The following is a 21926-nucleotide window of genomic DNA, read 5'->3' as shown; positions in this document are numbered from 1 at the left end:
ACTGACTGTTTTTGCGAAACAATGGCGAAACGCGCGCCGGATTGATTTGTGGAAAATGGCGCTCGTTTTTGAAAGGGCGACAATCGTAAAAATTTGCCGCGATTGTCGGCAGCTGTTTCGCGCTGGTGATGCCGCGAATCGCTTGTCAGTCGATGCGGATTGTCTGTTTCAACTGGCCCGTGATCCTGTCAAAGATCAGGATTTGATCGTCAGAGGTGACAACTGCGTACCAATCGGGCCCTTGTGTAAAGGCCGTTGCCTTCACACCCTGCGGCAGGTCGATCGCTTCGGGCAAGGCAGGGGGAACATCGTAGAAGCGGATGACAATCAGCGCAATGATGAGTAGAACCCCGCCAATCATCGTGGCGGTCAGGACCGTCACCAACCGTCGCAGGAACTTCAGGTTCGCAGGCTCGGCCTGTTCGGATCCGGGGGGCAGCTCAGGATGTTCCATGTCATTTCGCCAGATAGAATTTACCATTGGTGACGCGCCACCGTCGCGCCTTGATAAAGCGCTGGCACGGGATGTGCCAGTAGAGGCCGCATTGTCGCGCACCAGACTGGCCAAATTAATCGAAGCGGGCAGTATTCGCGTGGACGGCACGGTTGTCACTGACCCCAAGGCCCGGATCGCTCAGGGGGCTGCAGTCCTGATAACGATAGAGGAGGCGCAGGACAGCCACATCTTGCCAGAGAACATTCCACTGGATGTGGTTTTCGAGGACGCTGATCTTGTCGTGGTCAACAAACCAGCGGGAATGGTGGTGCATCCTGCGCCCGGCACGCCTTCCGGGACCCTTGTTAATGCGTTGCTGCATCACTGCGGAAATGATCTTTCCGGGGTGGGGGGGATGAAACGACCCGGCATCGTGCATCGCATCGACAAGGACACCAGCGGCTTGCTCGTTGTGGCCAAGACTGACGCCGCGCATCACGGGCTGGCAGTGCAATTCGAGTCGCACAGCGTCACAAGGTACTACAAGGCGCTGGTGTACGGTGTCCCTGACGCAAATGATCCGCGTTTGCGTGGGGTGAAAGGCGCTAGTTTTGAGCCCGGCAATATCCTAAAGCTCACAACGCAGCTTGCGCGCCACAAGACAGATCGACAGCGTCAGGCGGTTCTGTTTCAAGGGGGGCGCCATGCGGTGACACGCGCCCGTACGACAGAGCGTTTTGGCAATCCGGAAGTTCTGGCGTTAATGGAATGCTGGCTGGAAACCGGCCGCACCCACCAGATTCGGGTGCATATGGCGCATGCTGGCCATGGGCTGGTTGGTGATCAAACCTATGGCGGACGGCGCAAGATACCGGCAAAAGCCCTGTCAGAGGCGGCGGTTTCCGCTGTTAATGGCTTTCCCCGACAAGCGCTGCATGCAGCGGTTCTGGGGTTTGAGCATCCTGTAACCGGTAAAGCTGTAACATTTGAGGCAGATATTCCGCCCGACATGTCGGAACTATTGCGTCAAATAAGGGTTTGACTGACACATTAACCAATTTCTTGTGACGTCACCGCGCTGTGTAGTGTCAAATCAAGCGCCGTCTGGCAGGCTTTCATTAAGAAATATCTGGCAGGTTTTGGTTAACAATTTCCACGTCAGGAGACTTGAACCGATCGGTTTAGTCCCCATATGATGTTAAGAGCGTAAACATTCGGAGGCTCAACATGGCCAATTATGCAAATCTCCCCGCGCCGACACCGGAAGGTGGTCTGAACCGCTACATGCAGGAAATTCGCAAATTTCCGCTGCTGGAGCCGGAAGAGGAGTACATGCTTGCCAAACGCTGGGTCGAAGAACAGGACACGGAAGCAGCTCATAAGATGGTGACGTCACACCTGCGTCTCGCGGCCAAGATTGCCATGGGATATCGCGGATACGGCTTGCCGCAAGCCGAGGTGATTTCCGAGGCGAACGTCGGTTTGATGCAAGCTGTAAAGCGGTTTGACCCCGAAAAAGGCTTTCGCTTGGCGACCTACGCCATGTGGTGGATACGCGCGTCAATTCAGGAGTACATCCTGAGGTCGTGGTCTCTGGTTAAACTTGGCACGACGTCTGGACAAAAGAAGCTTTTCTTCAATCTGCGCAAGGCCAAGAACAAGATCGGTGCCTTGGAGGAGGGCGATTTGCGCCCTGAAAATGTCAAGCAGATCGCCACCGATCTTGGAGTCACCGAAGAAGAGGTGATTTCAATGAACCGCAGGATGTCTGGCGGCGATGCATCACTTAATGCGACGGTAGGTTCTGAAGGCGAAGGTGCCATGCAGTGGCAGGACTGGCTTGAAGATGAAGATGCTGATCAGGCCGGCGAATACGAAGAACGCAACGAGTTGGAGGCGCGAAGAGAGCTACTCGCCGAAGCGATGGGCGTACTGAACGATCGCGAGAAGGATATCCTTACGCAGCGCCGCCTTTCGGACGCGACTGTCACACTGGAAGACCTGAGCACGGAGTATGATGTCAGCCGCGAACGTATTCGCCAGATTGAAGTACGTGCGTTTGAAAAGCTGCAAAAGAAAATGCGTGAACTGGCCCGCGAAAAGGGCATGCTGGCCAGCGCTTAAATCCGCAGACTTGACGAATTGACGGCCCTGCCCACAGACTGGGCAGGGTTTTTTTGACGTGTGAGGGTGATATGGCTGGTGGTTGGGCGCGCGATGGCGCGGTGAATGAACAGATAGAAGCTTCAATCAACGATGAGTTGGCGCGCCTCAAGTCCCGCACCGCGCCCGTCGGAGAAAGTCTGACGCATTGCGCTGAATGCGAGGAGGCAATCCCAGAGGCGCGTCGGCAAGCAATCCCGGGCGTAAAGCTTTGCATCGATTGCATGCAGGAACGCGATGCTCGCTTTCAACCACGCGGCGGGATAAACCGGCGGGGATCCAAGGACAGCCAACTAAAGTAAGCGAACCTGCGCAATTGCAGTTCACCTTGCCATTGCCGATGCAGTACGCTTGAGCCTAACAGGACAGCGGGGGACACAGGCATGACACATCTGAGATGGGGTATTTTGGGGGCAGCAAACTTTGCGGCAACGCATATGGGCCCCGCGATACATGCAGCGCGCGGCGCGGAATTGGCAGCATTGGCGACATCATCAGAGCATAAGGTTGAACGGTTTGCAGCATTTGCACCGGGCATTGTTGTGCATGAGAGTTACGATGCTTTGCTGAACGACGCTTCTATCGACGCCGTCTATATCCCGCTGCCCAATCATTTACACGTCGAGTGGTCACTGAAGGCCCTCGCGGCAGGCAAGCATGTGTTGTGCGAAAAGCCTATGACGCTAAACGCCAGTGAATTTGACCAACTGATTGCTGCGCGCGATGCCAGCGGCAAACTGGCGGCAGAGGCCTACATGATTGTGCATCACCCGCAGTTCCTGCGCGCGAAAGAACTGGTCGCGCAAGGTGCTATTGGCACGCTGAAACACGTCGAGGCCGTGTTTTCATACTTTAACAGCGACAAGAACAACATTCGAAACCAAGCCAGTGCTGGCGGCGGCGGTTTGCCTGATATTGGAGTCTATACTTTTGGTGCTGCGCGTTTTGTCACCGGAGAAGAGCCGGAAAGCATTCCTTTTGCGCATATTGAATGGGAAAATGATGTCGATGTATTCGTTCAGATGGCAGCGCAATTTCGGTCATTCACCTACGGCGCCGTAGTGTCAATGCGCTTGTTCAATCGCCAGCAGTTGGTCTTTCATGGCGATCAGGGGATTCTGACTGTATCTTGCCCCTTCAATGCGGCGGTTCATGATCAGGCTGAACTGGTCCTCGAAACGGCTGGAAAGACACGCACGGTAGTGCGCTTTCCCGGTGTCAATCATTACGTTTTGCAGGTTGAGGCATTTTGCAATTCGGCCCTGACAGGTGCGCCCTATGCCTGTCCCCTCGAATTTTCGAAGGGAACGCAGCGGATGATGGATATGACATTTGGCGCAGCGCAATCCGCTTCGTAGCAAGTGTGGGCCAAAAACCGCAGTTGCACTCACACTATAGATTGACTGAGCGATCTTTTTTAGTCCAGATGTTGTGGAGCCTCCCCATCGATTTCGCGGGAGGTCTGCAATATGTGACACGGGGATTAGCAGGAGAGGGATATGGCAGGTAAATTTGAACTTTACACGGATAAAGCGGGGGAATTCCGCTTTCGGCTCAAGGCTGGAAACGGGCAGGTGATCCTTGCCAGCGAAGGTTACAAAGCCAAGGCAAGCGCTTTGAATGGCATTGAAAGTGTTCGCAAGAATTCACAAGACGATGCGCGGTTCGACCGGACTGAAACCAAGGGCGGTAAGCCTCGGTTCAACCTGAAAGCCACAAACGGACAGGTGATCGGCGTATCGGAAACCTATGAAAGCACGTCCGCGCGGGACAATGGGATCGCGTCAGTGGCAAAGAACGCGCCCGACGCCGCTTTGGACGATCAGACCGCCTGATTTATTGAAGTTTTGGAACAAAAAACCCCCGCAGAAATTCTGCGGGGGTTTTTTTGATTGTAACGGATCGTCAGCCTTCCATCGCTTCCAATTCGTCGATGAACCCGGATATCATGCTCAGGCCCTTGTCCCAGAAGGCCGGGTCAGAAGCGTCAAGCCCGAATGGGGCGAGCAACTCTTTGTGGTGTTTGGAGCCGCCAGCTTTGAGCATTTCAAAGTATTTGTCTTCAAAACCCGGATCGCCTTCCGCGTAAACCGCGTAAAGCGCATTCACGAGGCCGTCGCCGAAAGCATAAGCATAGACATAGAACGGCGAATGGACAAAGTGCGGGATATAAGCCCAGAATGTCTCGTAGCCGTCCATTAATTCAAATGCGGGCCCAAGGCTTTCTGCCTGAACTGACATCCACAGCGCATTGATGTCTTCTGGCGTGAGTTCGCCGGCGCGGCGCGCGTCATGCAACTTGCACTCAAAATCATAAAAAGCGATCTGACGGACAACGGTGTTGATCATGTCTTCCACCTTGCCTGCCAAAAGCACTTTTCGTTGCGCATCGGTTTCGGCAGCGTCGAGCATTTTGCGGAAAGTCAGCATTTCGCCGAACACGCTAGCCGTTTCTGCGAGCGTGAGGGGGGTGGACGACAGCATTTCGCCTTGTTCGGCGGCAAGCACTTGATGAACGCCGTGCCCAAGCTCGTGCGCGAGCGTCATCACGTCCCGCGGTTTTCCGAGGTAGTTTAGCATGACGTAAGGGTGCACATTGGTCACGGTCGGATGAGCAAAAGCGCCGGGGGCTTTGCCCGGTTTTACTGCAGCATCAATCCAGCCTTTATTAAAGAACGGCTCTGCAATATCCGCCATACGCGGATCAAAGGCCGCGTAAGCTTCCATGACCGTTTTTTCCGCCTTTTCCCAAGCGACGATGCTGGGGTCTTCCAGCGGGAGCGGCGCGTTGCGATCCCAAACCTGCATTTGATCGAGGCCAAGCCACTTGCGTTTAAGCTCGTAATACCGGTGGCTGAGCTTGGGGTAGGCCGCAACCACGGCGTTGCGCAGGGCCTCAACAACCTCGGGTTCGACCTGATTGCTCAGGTGACGGCCCATCTGCGGACTTTCCATGCCGCGCCAGCGGTCAACGATTTCTTTTTCCTTGGCTTGGGTGTTGTGAACCCGCGCAAAGGTTTTGATGTTGCTCGAAAAGACTTGCGCCAATTCGCGGGCGGCCGCCTCGCGCTTGTCCCGGTCGACATCAGTCAAGAGGTTGAGTGTGCCTTCGATGTTCAGCGCCTCACCGGCCACCTCGAATTCCAAGCCCGCGATTGTTTCGTCAAACAGCCGCTCCCATGCGTCTCCGACCACGCCAAGATCGTGCAGGAATTTTTCCAACTCGTCAGACAGTTGGTAAGGCTTCATCGCACGGATGCGATCGAAAACAGGCTTGTAGCGCGCAAGATCTGCGTTTTGCGCATAGAGGCCATCGAGGTGATCATCAGGCAGGCGATTGATCTCGAGCGTGAAAAACACCAGTGGTGTCGTAAAGTTGGTGATCTTTTCCTGCAGGTCGGACATGAATTTCGCGCGGCCCGCGTCGGTGGTGAGCTGATAATATCGCAAGCCAGCAAAGGACATGATGCGTCCGGCAACCTGGTTTATCTTCTCGTTGCGCAGAACGCAGTCGAGAAAACCTGCCGCATCCAGACTTGCAAGCTTGCCATCGTAATCGCTGGCAAAGCTGCTGCAGGCCTGTTCCAGCCAGTCCAGATCGCGTTTGAGCTCTGGCGCATCTTCTCCGGTATAAAGATCGTCCAAGTTCCATTCCGGCAGATCACCCAGTGGGGTCGCTGCACCGTTTGCATTGGCATCTTTTACAGGAAAGGGCAGGGTCAGCATATTCGTCCTCGCAGTTCAGTTTTGACTTACCTATGCCGCACATCGCGCAGGAACAAGCGACGCGCGATGAATTCGAGCCTAAAACCCAAACAATTTGGCGGGATTGTCGACGAGAATGCGCTGGCGCGTTGCATCATCAGGCACCACGCGGTCAAAGGCATCCAAAAGTGCGTTGGCATGTGGCATCTCGGCATCCGCAAGCATCAGGTGCGGCCAGTCAGAACCCCACAAGCAACGGTCGGGGTTGGCTGCAATCAATTTCGCCACCAGTTCGTCCACGTCGCAGTAAGGCGCGCGACACATGCGATAGACTGCAGATAGCTTCACCCAAATGACCCCTTCTTGCAAAAGCTGGCACATCTTTTCAAAACCTGCGCTTTCGGGTGATCGGTCGTTTGCAGGCCAGCCGATATGGTCAAAGACAACATCGACGGGCATCGCGCGGATATCGTTGGCTAGAGCTTCCATATGCTGGTCGGCGTGGGCAAGCATCTGAATGTGCAAACCCCGGTCCCTTAGCCGGGGCGCCATTGCGCGTGCACCGTCCCAGCTCAGAACGCCCCCGTGAACGTAGTTGAGACGTACCGCCGCCATGTTCCATACAGCAAACTCATCCAAATCGCGATCTGTTGCACTATCCGGCAGCAGGCCCACGCCGCGAAATTCATCCCCGAGCCGCTTGACGGTTTCTACAGTAATGCTGTTGTCGGTACCGTATAAAATTGAGTGTACGATTACGCCACGCGAAAAGCCCAGTGTTTGTAGGTGGTCGCGGTACAGCTTCAGCCACCCCTCATAATCAGGCCCGGGGGCCGGGTCTTCGACGCGCCCGGACCAAAGCGGGAAGTCTTCCGGCCCGCCTACAAGGTGCACATGCGCGTCGCATGCACCCTCGGGGGCGCGTCTTTTGGGTTCTGCCGGCGTGGGCGGCATTGTTGCGGTGGGTTTGCAAGTATCAGCCATAAGTTTTCAGCATGTCTTTCAAATCGTCCAGCGTATTGGCTTCAGTCAACGGTTTGTCTTGGCGCCACCGTGACATGCGTGGAAACCGCAGAGCAACGCCTGATTTATGTCGGGGGCTGGCTTGTATTCCTTCGAAAGCAATCTCAAAGACATGGTACGGCGTGACCTGCCGCACCGGGCCAAAGCGTTGCTGCGTGTTTTTGCGCACCCATGCTGTGATCTGGCGGAATTCGGCGTCTGTCAGACCTGAATAAGCCTTGGTGAAGGGGACAAGATCGTCACCGTTCCAAACCGCAAAGGTGAAATCCGTAAAGAGGTTCGCGCGGCGCCCGCTGCCAGATTGCGCGTAAATCATCACCGCATCGATAGTCAGCGGATCCAGCTTCCATTTCCACCAGTCACCTTTCTTGCGACCTACCAAATACGGGCTATCCGCACGCTTGAGCATAACGCCCTCGGCCTGAGCGTCGCGCGCCGTAGCCCGCTGCTGTGCCAATCCCGTCCAGGTGTCAAAGCCAAGCTGGGGTGACAGCTTGACCGGCGCATCGGCAGGTAAATCGGCACATGCTTGCTCCAGTAATTCACGACGTTCAGCAAATTCCTTACTGCGCGTGTCGTTTCCCTGCCACTCCAACAGATCGTAGGCGTGCAACACGACCGGAGCCTCGGCAAGCAATTTTTTGGGGACTGTCTTGCGCCCGATGCGGGCTTGCAGCGCATTGAAGCTCTCAGGGTGCTCGGCTCCGGGCCGCCAAACGAGCAGTTCGCCATCCAACACCGTACCGGGCGGGATGAAATCTACAGCACGCGCAAGTTCCGGAAACCTGTCCGTCATCAGTTCTTCACCACGGGACCAGACAAAATAGCTGCCGTCTCGCAGAATGAGCTGTCCGCGGATGCCATCCCATTTCCATTCAGCCCGCCATTCATCCGGCGCACCAAGGCTTTCAGGCTCAGCCTCCAAGGCATAAGCAAGGTAAAACGGGTAGGGGCGCGATGCATCTGCCAGCGGATCGTCGGCCTCAATCAGGTCCGCCCAACTGATCGTATCTGGTTGCCATTTGCCCATTAGCCTGTGCGCAAGTTCGGTTTCCGGTTTTCCGGTGGCTTGCGACAGCGCACGGGTCATCAGTTTTTGGCTGATACCCATCCGAAAGCCACCGGTAATCAGTTTGTTGAACACGAAACGTTCGGTGCCACCCAGTTGCGACCACGCCTCTAACACATAAGCTTTGCGTTCGGCTTCATCGACATCGGCCAAGTCTCGTAGCTCATTGATCCAGACAGACAGCGGCTTGTTGGTTGACGTTTCGTTCGGTGGCAACGCGAGGGCGATTGTTTCTGCAAGGTCACCGACGATTGGATAACACTCTTCAAAGAGCCATAATGGAATAGCACCTTGTTCAGCGGCCCATTCGCGCAATCGCGTTGTTGTGACTGCACGCCGAGGGCGACGGCCAGAAAACAACGCAATTGTCCACAGTCTGTCATCGTCAGACGCAGTTTTGAAGTATTCGGCGAGCGCGCGGGTTTTGACTGTCGATTTAGTAGTTTGATCGATGGTGTTGAAAAGCGCGGCAAAGTCTTTCATGACGCGTCTTCCTCTTCGGCATCTTCGCCACCGAATTCTGTGGGAACGACCTGCGCATTCCAACCGTTGTCACTCAGATACCGCGTGAAGATATCCGTATAACCATGCGTTACATATATATTTTCCGCCTGCGTTTCTTTGACGGCCGACAGTAAACCCGGCCAATCAGCATGATCCGAAATCACAAAGCCGCGGTCACCAGCGCGCCGCCTGCGCACGCCGCGCAGCGCCATCCAACCGCTTGCAAAAGCATTCTCCTGCGGACCAAACCGGCGCGCCCACGCGCTGCCCAAAGCAGACGGGGGCGAGACAACGATTGCGCCGGGATGGGACTTGGGGGCGATGGCCTTTGTCGCAGCGATCGTGTCGGGCAGCGAAATGCCTTGCCGGCGAAGGATCTGGTTGGTTGCCTCGACCGCACCATGGGTCAAAATCGGCCCGATGCCGGTGTCCAGCATTGTCAGAAGCCGCTGAGCCTTCCCCAAGGCGTAAGCGCCTAAAAAAGCAGTCTTGCCCGAGGCGGCACAGGCACGCCACCAAGAGTTGATTTCCTGCGCCACGTCGGACTGCGGTCGCCAGCGAAACACCGGCAGCCCAAAAGTGGATTCAGTAATGAAATGGTGGCATCGCAGCGGCTCGAAAGCGTCTGACAAGCCATCGTCCTCAACTTTATAATCGCCCGATGCAACCCAGACTTCGCCGGCGACTTCTACCCTGATCTGTGCCGAGCCCGGCACATGGCCGGCTGGGTGAAACGATACGGTCGCGTCGCCCAAACGGATCTTTTCCCCGTAGTTTATTCCTTGTGCGGTTATGATTCCAAGCCGATGCCGCATGACAGGCAAGGCCGCGTGTGTAGCCAAATATTCCCCGTGACCGTAACGTGCATGATCCGCATGCCCATGTGTGATCAGCGCACGCTCCACAGGGCGCCAAGGGTCGATATAAAAATCACCCGCCGCGCAATAGATGCCTCTTTCCGTAAATGTCAGTATGTCTTGCGTGCCCATAGCATAGAATTTAGGCACTTCGCGGCAAAAGCCCAGCAGCTACGCGTTCTTGGCCCCGTTGAAAAGTTGTGCCATCCGGTCAAAGACCGGCCCGGACACGTCAGGTGCGTCCATCAGCACTTCGTGCTCGCCATCCGGAACGAGCTCGAGCACGCCGTTCTTCCAATCCGACATGCGCCGGTGAATATGGCCTATATCGACGATGCGTTCGTTGCTGCCAAGAAAGGTAACGCAGGGCATGCTCGGCGAGGGGCGCCCGGCAAGGTGTTTGGTCTCAAGAAGCGCCTCGCGCAACCAGACCAAGCTTGGGCCCCCCAAGGACAGTTCGGGATGTTTTGTCAGTTGCTCTCGCATGATTTCGAACTGCCGTCGGTCGCGTGTTAGCAGGTTGCCCTCAAAACCGTCGGCAAGCACATGATGCTCTATCCTTGTGCTTGGCGTAAGACGGTGACCCTGACCGACGCGAGGCATCAGATGACTGAGTGTCCACGCCATCGGCTTTAGGTGTGGGGCGATCTTGATCCCCCACATTGGCCCGCTGAAAGCAACGGCCTTTACAGCGAGACCTTCTATGGAGGCGCGCAGACCGATGGCCCCCCCCATGGAATGCGCCAGCAAATAAAAAGGTCTTGGCAAATTGAGTTCACGTGCAGCACGTATCAGGGCGGCTACATCTTTCTGGTAATCGGAAAACTGATTCACGTGTCCGATCAACGGATTGTCGAGCAAACGCTCCGCAAGCCCTTGCCCACGCCAATCGACAGCGAGGCTGGCGAACCCGCGATCAGCGAAGTGCGCGGCGGATTGCCCGTATTTTTCTATAAACTCAGTGCGCCCGGGAAAGATCAGCACAGAGCCTTTTGCCGCGTCGAGCGGCCAGTGCCCGACGCGTATCTTGACGTTATCCGAAGTGTGAAGCCAATAGGCGGCCCCGCCATCCGGTCCATAGGCGATGTCGTCCAGGAACGGCGCGGGAACCAATGGCATCAGGCGAGGGCACCCGCGAGTTGCATGGCAAGACCCATGTCGCCGTCTACTGTCAGCTTGCCGGACATGAATGCGCCCGTCGGATCTGTTTCACCTTCGAGGATGGATTGGAATGTATCCGCGTCCGCCGACAGGGTGACATCAGCAGGATCGTCGCTGATGCGCGCACCGGAACTGTCCATGATGATCGATCCTTCGCCGTCTATGTCAAATTTTGCTGTTCCGCCAAAATCCGAACCGGCCATTTTTTCGTTCAGTTTCGCGACTGCAGTGTCGAGTGTCTCGCTCATGGATAAGCCCTTTTTACCTGTTATGCATCCGGGCTCTGGATTTGCCGGACGCGGCTGTTACATTCATTAGTGTTATGGCTAGCTCTTTACAGATTCTCAAACTGATCGTTACGGCACTTTTGGCAAGTACTGTTTTTGCCAGTGGTGTTGGGGCTCAGGATCGCGAGGCGGAACTGCTTCTCGCTCTGCGTGACGCGCCCGAATCAGAAGCGCAGCGGATCGACCGCGAACTCAGTTTGATTTGGGATAATTCCGGCTCTGCTGCGATGGACCTGCTGTTGAAACGGGGACGAGAAGCAATGGAGGCCGAGGATTATATACTCGCAATCGAACACTTTTCTGCCCTGACAGATCACGCACCGGATTTTGCCGAGGGCTGGCATGCCCGCGCGACGGCCTACTATCGGGCAGAGCTCTTTGGTCCGGCGCTGGATGACCTGCAACGTGCTCTCTCTCTTAACCCGTATCAATATGACGCAATCTTCGGGCTTGGTATCATGTTTCAGGACTTTGGTGATTATGACAGGGCGGCCCGCGCCTTTGATCAGGTTCTTGAAATGAATCCCCACCATGAACACGCTAAATCCGCACGCGAACGACTGGCCGGTCGAGGGGGCCCACAGACGCTCTAAGCCGAACAACCAAGGATTTCTGCCGTGGCAGGTGAACAGAGGGTTGTGGCCGTTTTAGGCCCGACCAATACGGGTAAAACAACCTACGCGATAGATCGCATGCTGGGGCATCGTACCGGCATCATTGGGCTTCCTCTGCGGCTTTTGGCGCGCGAAGTGTACGACAGGGTGGTCGCGGCGCGCGGGCCGTCCGTTGTGGCATTGGTGACGGGCGAAGAGCGGATTGTACCTCCCCGCACGCAATACTGGGTCTGCACGGTAGAAGCGATGCCAGAGGGCATGGGGTGCGACTTTCTCGCAGTTGATGAGATACAGCTTTGTGCCGATCCAGAGCGAGGGCACGTTTTTACCGACCGGTTGCTGCGCGCGCGGGGGCTTCACGAGACGTTGTTTATGGGCTCTGACACCATGCGTGGTTCAATCCGCGCGCTTGTGCCGGGTGCTCAGTTTATTCAGCGAGAGCGTATGTCTCAATTGACCTATATTGGTCAGAAAAAGATAAGCAGAATGCGGCCTAGAAGTGCAATAGTCGGATTTTCTGTTGAAAATGTATATGCGATTGCGGAGCTGATCCGACGCCAGAAGGGCGGTGCGGCGGTTGTCATGGGCGCGTTGAGCCCGCGCACGCGGAATGCGCAGGTCGAAATGTACCAAAATGGTGACGTCGACTATCTGGTGGCCACCGATGCGATCGGCATGGGGCTGAATCTGGACGTGGGTCACGTCGCTTTCTCGGCCTTGGCCAAATTCGATGGTCGCCGGATGCGCCCTCTGGCACCTAACGAGTTGGCGCAAATCGCCGGTCGTGCAGGCCGTGGCATGAAAAACGGCACCTTTGGTGTCACTGGCGAGGCGGGCGCTCTCGATGAGGGGGTGGTGCAGGCGATATGCGATCATCGCTTCACGCCTCTAAAGAAGCTGAACTGGCGAAACCACGCCTTACAGTTTGGATCCATCGAACGGTTGATACAGTCTTTGGAGCGTGCGCCAGAAGACGAAATACTCGCCCGCGCACGCGAAGCGGACGACCTGCGAGCCTTGAAAGCGCTGTCGCAGGTCACCGACGTTATTGCGCGGTGTACGGACGGCCCTTCGGTGAGGCTTTTGTGGGATGTATGTCGCATCCCGGATTTCCGCGGCATCAGTTATGTGGAACATGCCAGCTTGCTGGAGCAGATCTTTGGCTATCTCCATGAGAAAGGGCAGTTACCTGACGCGTGGCTCGGTCGTCACATCCAGCGTATCGACCGGACCGAAGGAGACATTGATGCCTTGTCCAAACGACTGGCATATATCCGCACATGGACCTACGTGGCTCAGCGGAAAGGTTGGACAGATGAGATAAGCCATTGGCGTGAGCAAACACGTTCTGTAGAAGACAGGCTGTCGGATGCGCTGCACGAGCGTCTGACCCAAAGATTTGTAGACCGGCGCACATCCGTGCTCTTGCGGCGGCTCAACCAGAAGGAAGCCATGGTGGCAGAAGTATCGAATACCGGCGAAGTGACCGTCGAAGGAGAATATGTCGGTAAGTTGGAAGGCTTCCGTTTCAGTCAGGACAAAAGCGCCACAGGTGCCGAGGCCAAGACAATCAAGTCGGCCGCGCTGCAAGCTCTGGCACCTCAGTTTCACCTGAGGGCTGACAGGTTCTATAACGCTCCGGACACCGAGATTGATTTCACCGAACAGGGCGGCCTGATGTGGGGCAGTGATGCGGTGGGCAAGCTGGTGCCGGGCGCTGATCCTTTGAAACCACTGGTTTCGGTCTTTGTAGATGATGTTGCCGGGCCTGATGTGGCACAGAAAGTTGAGCGGCGGTTACAGCACTTTATTGATCGCAAGGTTGCGGCACTGTTTGAGCCTTTGATGAACCTTTCGCGCGATGAGACATTGACGGGCCTGGCCCGCGGGTTTGCCTTTCAGATGGTTGAGGCCATGGGTGTTCTGCCGCGTTCTCAAGTTGCGGAAGACGTCAAAGCGCTGGATCAAGATGCTCGTGGTGCATTGCGCAAGCATGGCATTAGGTTTGGTCAGTTCACCGTTTTCATGCCATTGCTGCTCAAGCCTGCACCGACACGGTTGCGGTTGGTGCTGTGGTCGCTGACAAAAGGGTTGGATACTTTCCCCGAAGCGCCGCCCCCTGGATTGGTCACTATCCCAACCGATCCGGAGATGCCGGAAGGCGCGGACACCATGGCAGGGTATCGCGTGGCGGGTGAAAGAGCGATCCGCATCGATATGCTGGAACGGCTTGCCGACATGCTGCGCGTCGAAGATTCGCGCGGTGGGTTCGAGGCGAAAGCGGATATGCTGTCGATTACGGGCATGACGCTGGAACAGTTCGCAGATCTGATGCAAGGGTTGGGCTACAAAGCCGAACGCGGCGAGCGCGCAAAGGTCAAACCCACAGAGGTCGTGGACACGAGCGGCGATGCGCAGGAAAATCCTGTGATGGATACCGCGCGCGAACTGCCGCCTGATGCGGTCTCAGAACTCCAAGACAATGCAGAAACGGCTGCGCCTTCTGATGCACCGCAACTGGCCGAAGAGACAACGTCGGACGACGCCATAACAGACGCGGAGGGTGTCGAGGTCGCTGACGCACTCAGTTCGGTGCCTCAGGCAGCAATGTCAGTCAACTCGGACGGTGAAATGGACGAAGCTGTGCCGGAAACAGAAGTTTTCTACACGTTTACTTGGGCGCGCGCGCCGCGTGCCAACCAGCGGCCTAATCGTGGGGGCGACAAGCCGCAAGGCAAAGGTAAACCTGGCCAGAAGGGGCGTCGCGGCGGCCCGAAAAACGACAAGGGTCGAGGCGGCAACAAGGGCGCACAGAAGTTTTCAGCCCGCCCACCCAAGGCAGAAAAGAAAATTGATCCGGATAATCCCTTTGCGGCCGCGCTTATGGGGTTGAAGGGCGACAAGTAGGTGGCAGACAAGCTGCGCATCGACAAATGGCTTTGGCATGGCCGGTTTTTCAAGACCCGGTCGCTGGCCGCATCTGTCGTCGCATCGGGCCATGTGCGTGTAAATGGGACACACGCGCAAAAGCGCAGTCACATGGTCAGCCCTGGCGACGTTCTGACCTTTTCTCAGGCGGATCGTGTCCGGGTGATACGCATCGAGGCGCTTGGGGGTCGTCGGGGCCCGGCCGCCGAGGCGCAAACACTTTACACTGATTTGTCCCCGCCAGAGGCGTGTTCGCGGGAAAGTGCCCCTGAAAACCCGGGTTTCGAAGGAAAAGGTCGCCCGACCAAGCGAGATCGTCGCACCCTTGATCTTTATCGGGCGCGCTCTCTTGATTGATGCAAGCGGCTGATTTAGCTAGCGGTTACAGTTACGTTTCAGAGGCTCACCAATGACCTACATCGTCAACGACAGTTGCATCGCCTGCAAATACACCGACTGCGTCGAAGTTTGCCCGGTTGATTGCTTTTACGAAGGCGAGAACATGCTGGTCATTCACCCGGATGAGTGCATCGACTGTGGCGTGTGTGAGCCGGAGTGTCCCGCGGATGCGATCCGTCCGGACACCGAGCCGGACATGGAAAAGTGGGTCGAATTCAATCGCAAGTATTCGGAGCTTTGGCCCGTTATCATAACCAAGAAAGACCCTTTGCCGGATGCGGAAGAGCGTGACGGCGAAACTGGCAAGCTTGAGAAGTACTTTTCCGAGGCACCAGGTGAGGGAGGCTGACCATTCAGTCTCTGATTCGCTTGCGGAATAGTGCGAAAAATTTGTTAACGGCCCAATTTTACATGACTAAACAGTCTCAAAACCGTGCGCTGCTTTCGCCCGCCTGTTTTTTGTGATACACTGTTGTTATAACGAAGACAGAATGGCGGCTCGCTGCGTCGTGCTTTGCACGATTTGCACTCATTATCAGGAATAACACACTGGCTTGCGCGGCTTTCAGGGCTTCGCTCCGTGTGTTTTTGACTGTCGAGTGTGCGGGTTGGCCGTGTCAGCCGAGGAAAACTGAATGTCAAAATCTAAGAAACTTGATTTCCGCCCGAACGAATTCATCGTCTACCCAGCGCATGGTGTAGGGCAAATCCTGTCCATCGAAGAACAGGAAGTTGCGGGGATCAAGCTCGAATTGTTCGTCATCTCCTTTGAAAAGGACAAGATGACCCTGCGGGTACCAACCCACAAAGCGACTGAGATCGGAATGCGCGCACTCAGCAGCCCCGATGTCATCACGCATGCGATGAAGACGCTGAAGGGCAAGGCCAAAGTAAAACGCGCGATGTGGTCGCGTCGGGCTCAGGAATATGAGCAAAAGATCAATTCCGGAGACCTGATTGCGATCGCCGAGGTGGTGCGCGATCTGCATCGCACCGATGATCAGCGTGAACAGAGCTATTCCGAGCGTCAGCTTTATGAGGCAGCGCTGGAACGTTTGACGCGCGAAGTTGCGGCAGTTGGCGGCGGTGACGAGTTGGCAGCGGCAAAGCAAGTCGGTGATGTGCTGGATAGCCGCGTCGCAGCCTGAACAGCCGTTTCAACGAATATCTATCATGAGCCGCGCCCAACTCGGGCGCGGTTTTTTCGTCATGTAAGTGTTGCTGTCAGTGTGAGCAGAGCGGTCACTTCGCAGAGTTGTTGCGTGGCTCCGAGAACATCACCTGTCTGGCCACCGATCTTGCGGCGCGCAAGCGCCGCAACGCCCATGGCAGTTGCCGTCACCATGACAATCGGGGCAATGGCCTCGTCGCCCAGACATAGGACCGCAATGCCAAGCGCTATGGCGCAGCCTGCGACCACCGACGCGGTTTCCGGCCGACCGACGCTACGTGCCAGACCGTTTTGACGTGCGTGCGGGAGCGTATGCATCAACGCGGGCATTGCAGCGCGAGACAGCGCTGCAACAGAAAACAGCACAGCCGGTCCGGCGAAAATCAGCATGCTGTAGCAGACCCATCTCAATCCGCCTACGACGATCAGCGCCAAAGTGCCATACGTGCCGATCTGACTGTCCTTCATGATTTCGAGGCGGCGCTCCTTGGTGTAGCCCCCCCAAAAGCCATCTGCGGTGTCTGACAGGCCATCCTCGTGCATGGCGCCGGTTGCCAAGATCATCACGCCAAGAGCAAGTCCTGCGGTGATCGGATCTGGCAGACCCACCTCTTGCGCCACCACCATGCAAAGAGCCGCGCATCCGGCGATCAGAAGGCCTGCAATGGGATAAGCCCAGGTTGCCCGCGCGCCTGCGGCAAACGCTGTATCGCTTAGCCGCGGCAGGGGCAGGCGGGTCAGCAAACTGCCCGCAACGAGCACGTCTCGCAGAAAAAATGGCAAACTGTCGGTTTTCATACGCGATACGGCTTTGCTGTCCTTGATGGTGCCGCAGCTTTGGGTAAACAGAGTGCAAAGATCAAGTATCGAGGGACCCTGATGACAATTGAATTCACCGATTTGGCCGGGTTTCGGTCGCTCTTGCAAACGCAGTCGGCACCTTCTCAGGAGGCGATAGCGGCGGCAAGAAACCGGAACAGTCAATTGACAAAGCCGCCGGGAGCCTTGGGGCGTCTTGAAGACCTCGCAATCTGGTATGCAGGCTGGCGCGGTGAGGAAAAACCTGTGGTGAAAGCGCCGCAGGTTATTGTTTTTGCTGGAAATCATGGTGTTGCTGCCCAGGGTGTTTCAGCCTTTCCACCTGAGGTCACCGAACAGATGGTGTTGAATTTTCTGCACGGTGGCGCGGCGATCAACCAACTGGCAAAGTCAGTGGGTGCGCGGCTTGATGTGCATGCGCTCTCCCTCGACACGCCGACACAGGATTTCACAAAAGGCGCCGCGATGACCGAGGTGGAGGTCGTGGAGGCGCTGCGTGTTGGCTGGCAATCGGTGGATACCAATGCGGATGTATTGGTGGTGGGAGAAATGGGAATCGGCAACACGACCTCGGCCGCGGCTTTGGCAGCGGCTTGTTTTGGTGGAGATGCGGATGCGTGGACAGGGCGGGGTACCGGCGTCGACGACGCAGGTCTCGCTCTGAAATCGCGGGTCGTTGCGGAAGGGGTGTCGCGTCATGCTGATGCAGGCGACGGGCTGGAAATGCTGCGTTGTCTTGGCGGGCGTGAACTCGCAGCCATGGCTGGGGCGATTGCAGGGGCTCGGGCGTCGGGTATTCCGGTCATTCTGGATGGATTCATTTGCTCGGCTGCGGCGGGCTGTCTTTTTGCGACGGCACCGAATGCACTCGATCATTGTGTTGCAGGCCATCTGAGTGCTGAAGGCGCCCATGCCAGTCTTCTCAGTGCCATGGGTAAGGAACCGTTGATCTCTTTGGGTCTGCGTCTGGGGGAGGCGTCGGGTGGCACTCTGGCCATCGCGGTCTTGCAAGCAGCAGTGGCTTGCCTCAGCGGCATGGCCACCTTTGCTGAAGCAGGCGTCTCAGACAGCTGATGGCACGGGAGGTCAGGATTTGGCCTCCTTGTTTTCTTTTGCGTTGTCGCGTTCAAGAAGGGCTGTTTCCAGTTCTTTCTGAAGCTCTTTGGCGCGGGCAACGTATTGCGGGTTCTGGCTGACAGGTTTGGAGGGATCCCATAATTCTGCCAGTTGCCGCACCGTATCTCGGTCATGCCGATAGAACAGTCGCTCGACCTCACTTGCCTCATATTCGCTCAGGCCGAGGTTTTCCAAAACGTAGCGCCCAGCGCGGAGCGAACTGTCAAAAAGTTCACGCACGATGTCGTCTGCCCCTGCTTGGTACAAGCGATAAACATGCGTGCGATCATGAGCGCGGGCGACAATATGCAGGTCCTGCCGCACGCTGCGGGCATAAGTCACCAGTTTGATCGTTGCTTCAGGATCGTCGAGGGCGACCACAAGCACCCGCGCTTCCTGAATGCCTGCGGCGCGCAGGATATCGGGCCGTGTAGGGTCGCCCAGAAAGCCCTTGTAGCCAAAGCGGCGCATCACCGCGATGGTTTCAACATCATGATCAAGGACAACTGTGTTAAATCCACTGGCCTGCACCAGTCTGTTTACGATCTGGCCGAAACGCCCGATCCCCGCGATGATTACGGGACCTTCGTGATCTATTTCATCAGCTTGATGCGTTTCTTGCGCTTGGTCTTCAATTCGTTTCGACAGGTAGTCGTAAAGAATGAACAGCAATGGCGTGATCAGCATAGACAGTGCAATCACAAGGAGGAGCGTTTCCGCGATGTCCACAGGCAGCACGCTTCGCTGGACCGAAAAAGAGACCAGCACGAAACCGAACTCGCCTGCCTGCGCGAGCCCCAGCCCAAAAAGCCACAAGTCGCGACCGCGAAGGCCGAACAAGCGGCCCAGAACAAGCAGGATCATTCCCTTTACGATGATCACCAGCAGGGCCATTGCAATAATCGCTGGCGTGTCATCGAACAACAGGGTGAAGTTGATGCCCGCGCCCACAGTGATGAAGAACAGACCCAGGAGAAGCCCCTTGAAGGGTTCAAGGTCTGTTTCTAACTCGTGACGGAATTCGGAGTTGGCAAGTACAACACCCGCTAGGAATGCTCCAAGCGCGGGCGACAGGCCTACAAGTGTCATCAGAAAGGAAATACCCACAACAATAAGCAGGGCGAGGGCAGTATACATCTCGCGCAGGCGTGCAGTATGGATAAAGCGAAATAGCGGCCGTGTCAGAAAGACACCGGCGACCACGACTGCCGCGATCGCAGCAAGGGTCACAAGTGTGACCCCCCAAGCAGGCAATCCTTCGACAAGCGACAAAGAGTGATGTGCGTCGTGGCCGTCGCCGCGGTGTGCCACTCCCTTGGCCAGTTGGATCGAGCCGTCCGGCGAAATTTGTGCCGGGAGCGTCACAACCAGTAGGGGCAGGAAGGCAAGAATCGGGATAACCGCGATGTCCTGTGTCAGCAGGACGGAAAATATGTTGCGGCCGCCGTTTGTCTGCATCAGCCCTTTTTCGGACAGGGTTTGTAAGACAATCGCAGTGGAGCTCAGTGACAATGCCAGACCAATCGCCAGTGCAACTCCCCATGGCTGATTGTAAGCCATGGCGATCAACATCAGTGCCAGCGTACTGACAACGATCTGCAAACCACCAAGCCCGAGCAGTCGGTGACGCATGTCCCACAGCGCACGAGGCTCCAGTTCAAGACCAATAAGGAACAACATCATGACCACGCCAAACTCGGCGAAATGCTGAAGGTCTTGTGTTTCCGAACCGACAAGCCCGAGGGCAGGGCCGATGATTATCCCGGCCGCGAGATAGCCCAGGACAGACCCCAGACCCAGCCGCGCCGCGATCGGCACGGCAAGCACCGCTGCGGCCAGATAAATTGAAGCCTGATAAAGGAAGCCTTCCACGGTAGTGTGATCTCCGGTTTGGTCAGGTTGGCAAGGGCCCGTCGGCCTTGAGCTGATCCATAACGATTTGACTATGAACCTTTGCCACAGATGGATGTGACAGAAGGACTTCGTGTATCAGTCTATGCAGGTCTCCTAGGTCGGCACAATAGACCCTTAGCAGGTAATCTGCATCTCCTGTCATCGTCCATGCGCTGACGATTTGCGGTGTTGTTGTTACAAGGCGTGCAAATGCCTTGGCTGTTTCGGTGCCGTGTGTATGCAGATGAACCTGGACAAACCCCTGAACGTGTAACCCAAGATGTTCAGCGCTGAGCCGGGCTGTGTATCCTCGTATGTACCCATCTGCTTCCAGCTTTTGCCGCCGCCGGCCTGCCTGACTGGGAGAAAGGTGCAGTAATTCGCCCAGATCCTGCGCGGTCAACTGGGCGTTTTTTTGCAGCGCGGAAAGCAGCCTTTGGTCAATTTCGTCTAGCATGTCGATAATACTCCGCGTGTATTTTAAAAATTATGCGAGATGTACGCGCAAATGTCGAGTTCTGGGCTGAAAAATGCGGAAACTTATCTTGCGCCATGCGTTAAAAAATGGCGGAACGCCACCACAACCGACTGGAGAACGACAGATGGGTCCATTCCCGCATGATGCCCCGAAATCCACGATCACGGCCGAGAATCCGGCTGGGACGGACGGTTTTGAATTTGTCGAATTCGCACATCCGCAACCAGAAGAGTTGCGCCGTGTGTTCGCGCAAATGGGTTACGCCCACGTTGCAAATCACAAGACCAAAGAAATTGAGCTCTGGCAGCAGGGCGACATCACTTATATTCTGAACGCAGACCCTGACAGCTTTGCCGCGCGCTTCGTTGAAGAACACGGACCCTGTGCGCCATCGATGGGGTGGCGTGTTGTTGATGCGCAAAAGGCTTTCGATCATGCCGTCGAACGCGGCGGCGTGCCTTACGAGGGCGAAGGCAAAGCGCTGGATGTGCCCGCCATTTTGGGCATTGGTGGTTCGCTATTGTACTTTGTCGATCAGTACTACGACACAAGCCCTTACAACGATGAATACGAGTGGATTGCGATGTCCAAGCCAGCGGGCGTGGGCTTTTATTACCTCGATCACCTGACGCACAATGTGCACAAGGGAAATATGGACAAGTGGTTCAAGTTTTACGGCGATTTGTTCAATTTCCGCGAGATACGATTTTTTGATATTGAAGGTAAATTTACAGGCCTGCTTAGCCGCGCGCTCACCTCGCCTTGCGGGCGGATTCGTATTCCAATCAACGAAGATCGTGGTGAAACAGGGCAAATCGTCTCTTATCTGAAAAAATACAACGGCGAGGGTATTCAGCACATCGCAGTTGGGGCGCGCGACATTTACGATAGTACTGATGCAATTGCAGAGAATGGGCTCAAATTCATGCCAGGCCCGCCTGATACATATTATGCGCTCAGTCACGACCGCGTTGTCGGCCACGAGGAGCCGGTCGACCGCATGAAGAAGTACGGGATTCTGATCGACGGCGAGGGTGTCGTAAATGGCGGAGAAACCAAAATCCTGCTTCAAATCTTTTCAAAGACGGTCATTGGACCAATTTTCTTTGAGTTCATCGAACGCAAGGGTGATGACGGATTTGGCGAAGGAAACTTCAAAGCGCTCTTTGAAAGCATTGAGCAGGAACAGATTGCCAATGGGGAGATCGCTGCCGAATAAACGGCAGAACGTCATGGTCCATGGGGAGGGCCGGATCAGAGTGTCATAACCGGGAGGGGGCATTCGGGTCATCAAGGGCGCGTC

At 56.1% G+C, this 21926-nt stretch carries 22 protein-coding genes; 12 read left to right on the top strand and 10 right to left on the bottom strand.

The annotated features are described in order from the left end of the window. Nucleotides 1-145: 145 nt before the first annotated feature. On the bottom strand, nt 146-454 hold the full coding sequence (locus AC2D8V_RS08990) for a DUF6476 family protein (RefSeq protein WP_484733191.1): 309 nt from the start codon (nt 452-454) through the stop codon (nt 146-148). Between AC2D8V_RS08990 and AC2D8V_RS08985 the strand changes: the two genes are divergently transcribed. The 5 genes from AC2D8V_RS08985 (at nt 453) to AC2D8V_RS08965 (ending at nt 4434) form a co-directional block, all read left to right on the top strand. Then, nucleotides 453-1478, top strand: coding sequence for an RluA family pseudouridine synthase (locus AC2D8V_RS08985; protein WP_484733190.1), 1026 nt, complete (start codon nt 453-455; stop codon nt 1476-1478). The genes AC2D8V_RS08990 and AC2D8V_RS08985 overlap by 2 nt on opposite strands. 185 nt (nt 1479-1663) lie before the next feature. Then, the gene (gene rpoH / locus AC2D8V_RS08980; protein WP_484733189.1) at nt 1664-2560 is read left to right on the top strand and encodes an RNA polymerase sigma factor RpoH; all 897 of its coding nucleotides are present in this window, start codon (nt 1664-1666) and stop codon (nt 2558-2560) included. Between the two features lie 71 nt (nt 2561-2631). Further along, nucleotides 2632-2901: a DksA/TraR family C4-type zinc finger protein gene (locus tag AC2D8V_RS08975; protein ID WP_484733188.1), complete on the top strand. Its 270-nt coding sequence runs from the start codon at nt 2632-2634 to the stop codon at nt 2899-2901. An 81-nt stretch (nt 2902-2982) separates the two neighbouring features. After that, nucleotides 2983-3957: a Gfo/Idh/MocA family protein gene (locus AC2D8V_RS08970; protein WP_484733187.1), complete on the top strand. Its 975-nt coding sequence runs from the start codon at nt 2983-2985 to the stop codon at nt 3955-3957. 141 nt (nt 3958-4098) lie between these two features. Then, the gene (locus AC2D8V_RS08965) at nt 4099-4434 is read left to right on the top strand and encodes a YegP family protein (protein ID WP_484733186.1); all 336 of its coding nucleotides are present in this window, start codon (nt 4099-4101) and stop codon (nt 4432-4434) included. A 70-nt stretch (nt 4435-4504) separates the two neighbouring features. Here AC2D8V_RS08965 and AC2D8V_RS08960 read toward each other — a convergent pair whose 3' ends face one another. The 6 genes from AC2D8V_RS08960 to AC2D8V_RS08935 all read right to left on the bottom strand — a co-directional run bounded on the left by AC2D8V_RS08960 (nt 4505) and on the right by AC2D8V_RS08935 (nt 11166). Further along, complete coding sequence (locus AC2D8V_RS08960; RefSeq protein ID WP_484733185.1) at nt 4505-6325, bottom strand: M3 family oligoendopeptidase; 1821 nt, start codon at nt 6323-6325, stop codon at nt 4505-4507. A gap of 78 nt (nt 6326-6403) precedes the next feature. After that, nucleotides 6404-7288, bottom strand: coding sequence for an amidohydrolase family protein (locus AC2D8V_RS08955; protein ID WP_484733184.1), 885 nt, complete (start codon nt 7286-7288; stop codon nt 6404-6406). Continuing rightward, nucleotides 7281-8879 carry an ATP-dependent DNA ligase gene (locus tag AC2D8V_RS08950; RefSeq protein ID WP_484733183.1) on the bottom strand — a complete coding sequence of 533 codons (1599 nt, stop codon included), beginning with the start codon at nt 8877-8879 and terminating at the stop codon, nt 7281-7283. Before AC2D8V_RS08950 ends, AC2D8V_RS08955 begins: the two co-directional genes overlap by 8 nt. Beyond that, nucleotides 8876-9889, bottom strand: a complete 1014-nt coding sequence (locus AC2D8V_RS08945) for a ligase-associated DNA damage response exonuclease (protein ID WP_484733182.1) — start codon at nt 9887-9889, stop codon at nt 8876-8878. Before AC2D8V_RS08945 ends, AC2D8V_RS08950 begins: the two co-directional genes overlap by 4 nt. A 39-nt stretch (nt 9890-9928) precedes the next feature. Continuing rightward, nucleotides 9929-10876: an alpha/beta fold hydrolase gene (locus AC2D8V_RS08940; RefSeq protein ID WP_484733181.1), complete on the bottom strand. Its 948-nt coding sequence runs from the start codon at nt 10874-10876 to the stop codon at nt 9929-9931. Then, nucleotides 10876-11166, bottom strand: a complete 291-nt coding sequence (locus tag AC2D8V_RS08935; RefSeq protein WP_484733180.1) for an SCP2 sterol-binding domain-containing protein — start codon at nt 11164-11166, stop codon at nt 10876-10878. The genes AC2D8V_RS08940 and AC2D8V_RS08935 overlap by 1 nt, the downstream gene beginning before the upstream one ends. A gap of 74 nt (nt 11167-11240) precedes the next feature. Between AC2D8V_RS08935 and AC2D8V_RS08930 the strand changes: the two genes are divergently transcribed. From AC2D8V_RS08930 to AC2D8V_RS08910, 5 genes are all read left to right on the top strand, one after another. After that, entirely contained in the window at nt 11241-11798 is a 558-nt protein-coding gene (locus AC2D8V_RS08930; RefSeq protein WP_484733179.1) for a tetratricopeptide repeat protein, read from the top strand. A 24-nt stretch (nt 11799-11822) separates the two neighbouring features. Beyond that, nucleotides 11823-14726 carry a helicase-related protein gene (locus AC2D8V_RS08925; RefSeq protein WP_484733178.1) on the top strand — a complete coding sequence of 968 codons (2904 nt, stop codon included), beginning with the start codon at nt 11823-11825 and terminating at the stop codon, nt 14724-14726. After that, the gene (locus AC2D8V_RS08920) at nt 14727-15104 is read left to right on the top strand and encodes an RNA-binding S4 domain-containing protein (RefSeq protein ID WP_484733177.1); all 378 of its coding nucleotides are present in this window, start codon (nt 14727-14729) and stop codon (nt 15102-15104) included. A gap of 52 nt (nt 15105-15156) precedes the next feature. After that, nucleotides 15157-15495: a ferredoxin FdxA gene (gene fdxA, locus AC2D8V_RS08915; RefSeq protein ID WP_484733176.1), complete on the top strand. Its 339-nt coding sequence runs from the start codon at nt 15157-15159 to the stop codon at nt 15493-15495. 286 nt (nt 15496-15781) lie between these two features. Next, the gene (locus tag AC2D8V_RS08910; RefSeq protein WP_484733175.1) at nt 15782-16294 is read left to right on the top strand and encodes a CarD family transcriptional regulator; all 513 of its coding nucleotides are present in this window, start codon (nt 15782-15784) and stop codon (nt 16292-16294) included. A 59-nt stretch (nt 16295-16353) separates the two neighbouring features. Here AC2D8V_RS08910 and cobS read toward each other — a convergent pair whose 3' ends face one another. Next, the gene (gene cobS, locus AC2D8V_RS08905; protein ID WP_484733174.1) at nt 16354-17115 is read right to left on the bottom strand and encodes an adenosylcobinamide-GDP ribazoletransferase; all 762 of its coding nucleotides are present in this window, start codon (nt 17113-17115) and stop codon (nt 16354-16356) included. 81 nt (nt 17116-17196) lie between these two features. On the opposite strand from cobS, the gene cobT reads away from it, so the two are divergent. Beyond that, entirely contained in the window at nt 17197-18210 is a 1014-nt protein-coding gene (gene cobT, locus AC2D8V_RS08900; protein WP_484733173.1) for a nicotinate-nucleotide--dimethylbenzimidazole phosphoribosyltransferase, read from the top strand. 12 nt (nt 18211-18222) lie between these two features. On the opposite strand, the gene AC2D8V_RS08895 is transcribed toward cobT, so the two are convergent. Both AC2D8V_RS08895 and AC2D8V_RS08890 read right to left on the bottom strand, forming a co-directional pair. Then, nucleotides 18223-20124: a monovalent cation:proton antiporter-2 (CPA2) family protein gene (locus AC2D8V_RS08895; protein ID WP_484733172.1), complete on the bottom strand. Its 1902-nt coding sequence runs from the start codon at nt 20122-20124 to the stop codon at nt 18223-18225. A gap of 22 nt (nt 20125-20146) precedes the next feature. Beyond that, nucleotides 20147-20602 carry an Lrp/AsnC family transcriptional regulator gene (locus AC2D8V_RS08890; protein ID WP_484733171.1) on the bottom strand — a complete coding sequence of 152 codons (456 nt, stop codon included), beginning with the start codon at nt 20600-20602 and terminating at the stop codon, nt 20147-20149. 145 nt (nt 20603-20747) lie between these two features. Between AC2D8V_RS08890 and hppD the strand changes: the two genes are divergently transcribed. After that, nucleotides 20748-21842: a 4-hydroxyphenylpyruvate dioxygenase gene (gene hppD / locus AC2D8V_RS08885; protein ID WP_484733170.1), complete on the top strand. Its 1095-nt coding sequence runs from the start codon at nt 20748-20750 to the stop codon at nt 21840-21842. The last annotated feature ends 84 nt before the right edge of the window (nt 21843-21926 follow it).

It is taken from the genome of Roseobacter sp. YIN89 (assembly GCF_057219365.1).
The sequence above is the reverse complement of the archived record's forward strand: the minus strand, read 5'-3'. Positions and strand labels throughout refer to the sequence as shown.

Excerpts from the sequence above, each read along its gene's own strand:
- AC2D8V_RS08985 (WP_484733190.1), top strand. The coding sequence starts at position 453 with ATGTCATTTCGCCAGATAGAATTTACCATTGGTGACGCGCCACCGTCG.
- AC2D8V_RS08990 (WP_484733191.1), bottom strand. The coding sequence starts at position 454 with ATGGAACATCCTGAGCTGCCCCCCGGATCCGAACAGGCCGAGCCTGCG.
- rpoH (WP_484733189.1), top strand. The coding sequence starts at position 1,664 with ATGGCCAATTATGCAAATCTCCCCGCGCCGACACCGGAAGGTGGTCTG.
- AC2D8V_RS08975 (WP_484733188.1), top strand. The coding sequence starts at position 2,632 with ATGGCTGGTGGTTGGGCGCGCGATGGCGCGGTGAATGAACAGATAGAA.
- AC2D8V_RS08970 (WP_484733187.1), top strand. The coding sequence starts at position 2,983 with ATGACACATCTGAGATGGGGTATTTTGGGGGCAGCAAACTTTGCGGCA.
- AC2D8V_RS08965 (WP_484733186.1), top strand. The coding sequence starts at position 4,099 with ATGGCAGGTAAATTTGAACTTTACACGGATAAAGCGGGGGAATTCCGC.
- AC2D8V_RS08960 (WP_484733185.1), bottom strand. The coding sequence starts at position 6,325 with ATGCTGACCCTGCCCTTTCCTGTAAAAGATGCCAATGCAAACGGTGCA.
- AC2D8V_RS08955 (WP_484733184.1), bottom strand. The coding sequence starts at position 7,288 with ATGGCTGATACTTGCAAACCCACCGCAACAATGCCGCCCACGCCGGCA.
- AC2D8V_RS08950 (WP_484733183.1), bottom strand. The coding sequence starts at position 8,879 with ATGAAAGACTTTGCCGCGCTTTTCAACACCATCGATCAAACTACTAAA.
- AC2D8V_RS08945 (WP_484733182.1), bottom strand. The coding sequence starts at position 9,889 with ATGGGCACGCAAGACATACTGACATTTACGGAAAGAGGCATCTATTGC.
- AC2D8V_RS08940 (WP_484733181.1), bottom strand. The coding sequence starts at position 10,876 with ATGCCATTGGTTCCCGCGCCGTTCCTGGACGACATCGCCTATGGACCG.
- AC2D8V_RS08935 (WP_484733180.1), bottom strand. The coding sequence starts at position 11,166 with ATGAGCGAGACACTCGACACTGCAGTCGCGAAACTGAACGAAAAAATG.
- AC2D8V_RS08930 (WP_484733179.1), top strand. The coding sequence starts at position 11,241 with ATGGCTAGCTCTTTACAGATTCTCAAACTGATCGTTACGGCACTTTTG.
- fdxA (WP_484733176.1), top strand. The coding sequence starts at position 15,157 with ATGACCTACATCGTCAACGACAGTTGCATCGCCTGCAAATACACCGAC.
- AC2D8V_RS08910 (WP_484733175.1), top strand. The coding sequence starts at position 15,782 with ATGTCAAAATCTAAGAAACTTGATTTCCGCCCGAACGAATTCATCGTC.
- cobS (WP_484733174.1), bottom strand. The coding sequence starts at position 17,115 with ATGAAAACCGACAGTTTGCCATTTTTTCTGCGAGACGTGCTCGTTGCG.
- cobT (WP_484733173.1), top strand. The coding sequence starts at position 17,197 with ATGACAATTGAATTCACCGATTTGGCCGGGTTTCGGTCGCTCTTGCAA.
- AC2D8V_RS08890 (WP_484733171.1), bottom strand. The coding sequence starts at position 20,602 with ATGCTAGACGAAATTGACCAAAGGCTGCTTTCCGCGCTGCAAAAAAAC.
- hppD (WP_484733170.1), top strand. The coding sequence starts at position 20,748 with ATGGGTCCATTCCCGCATGATGCCCCGAAATCCACGATCACGGCCGAG.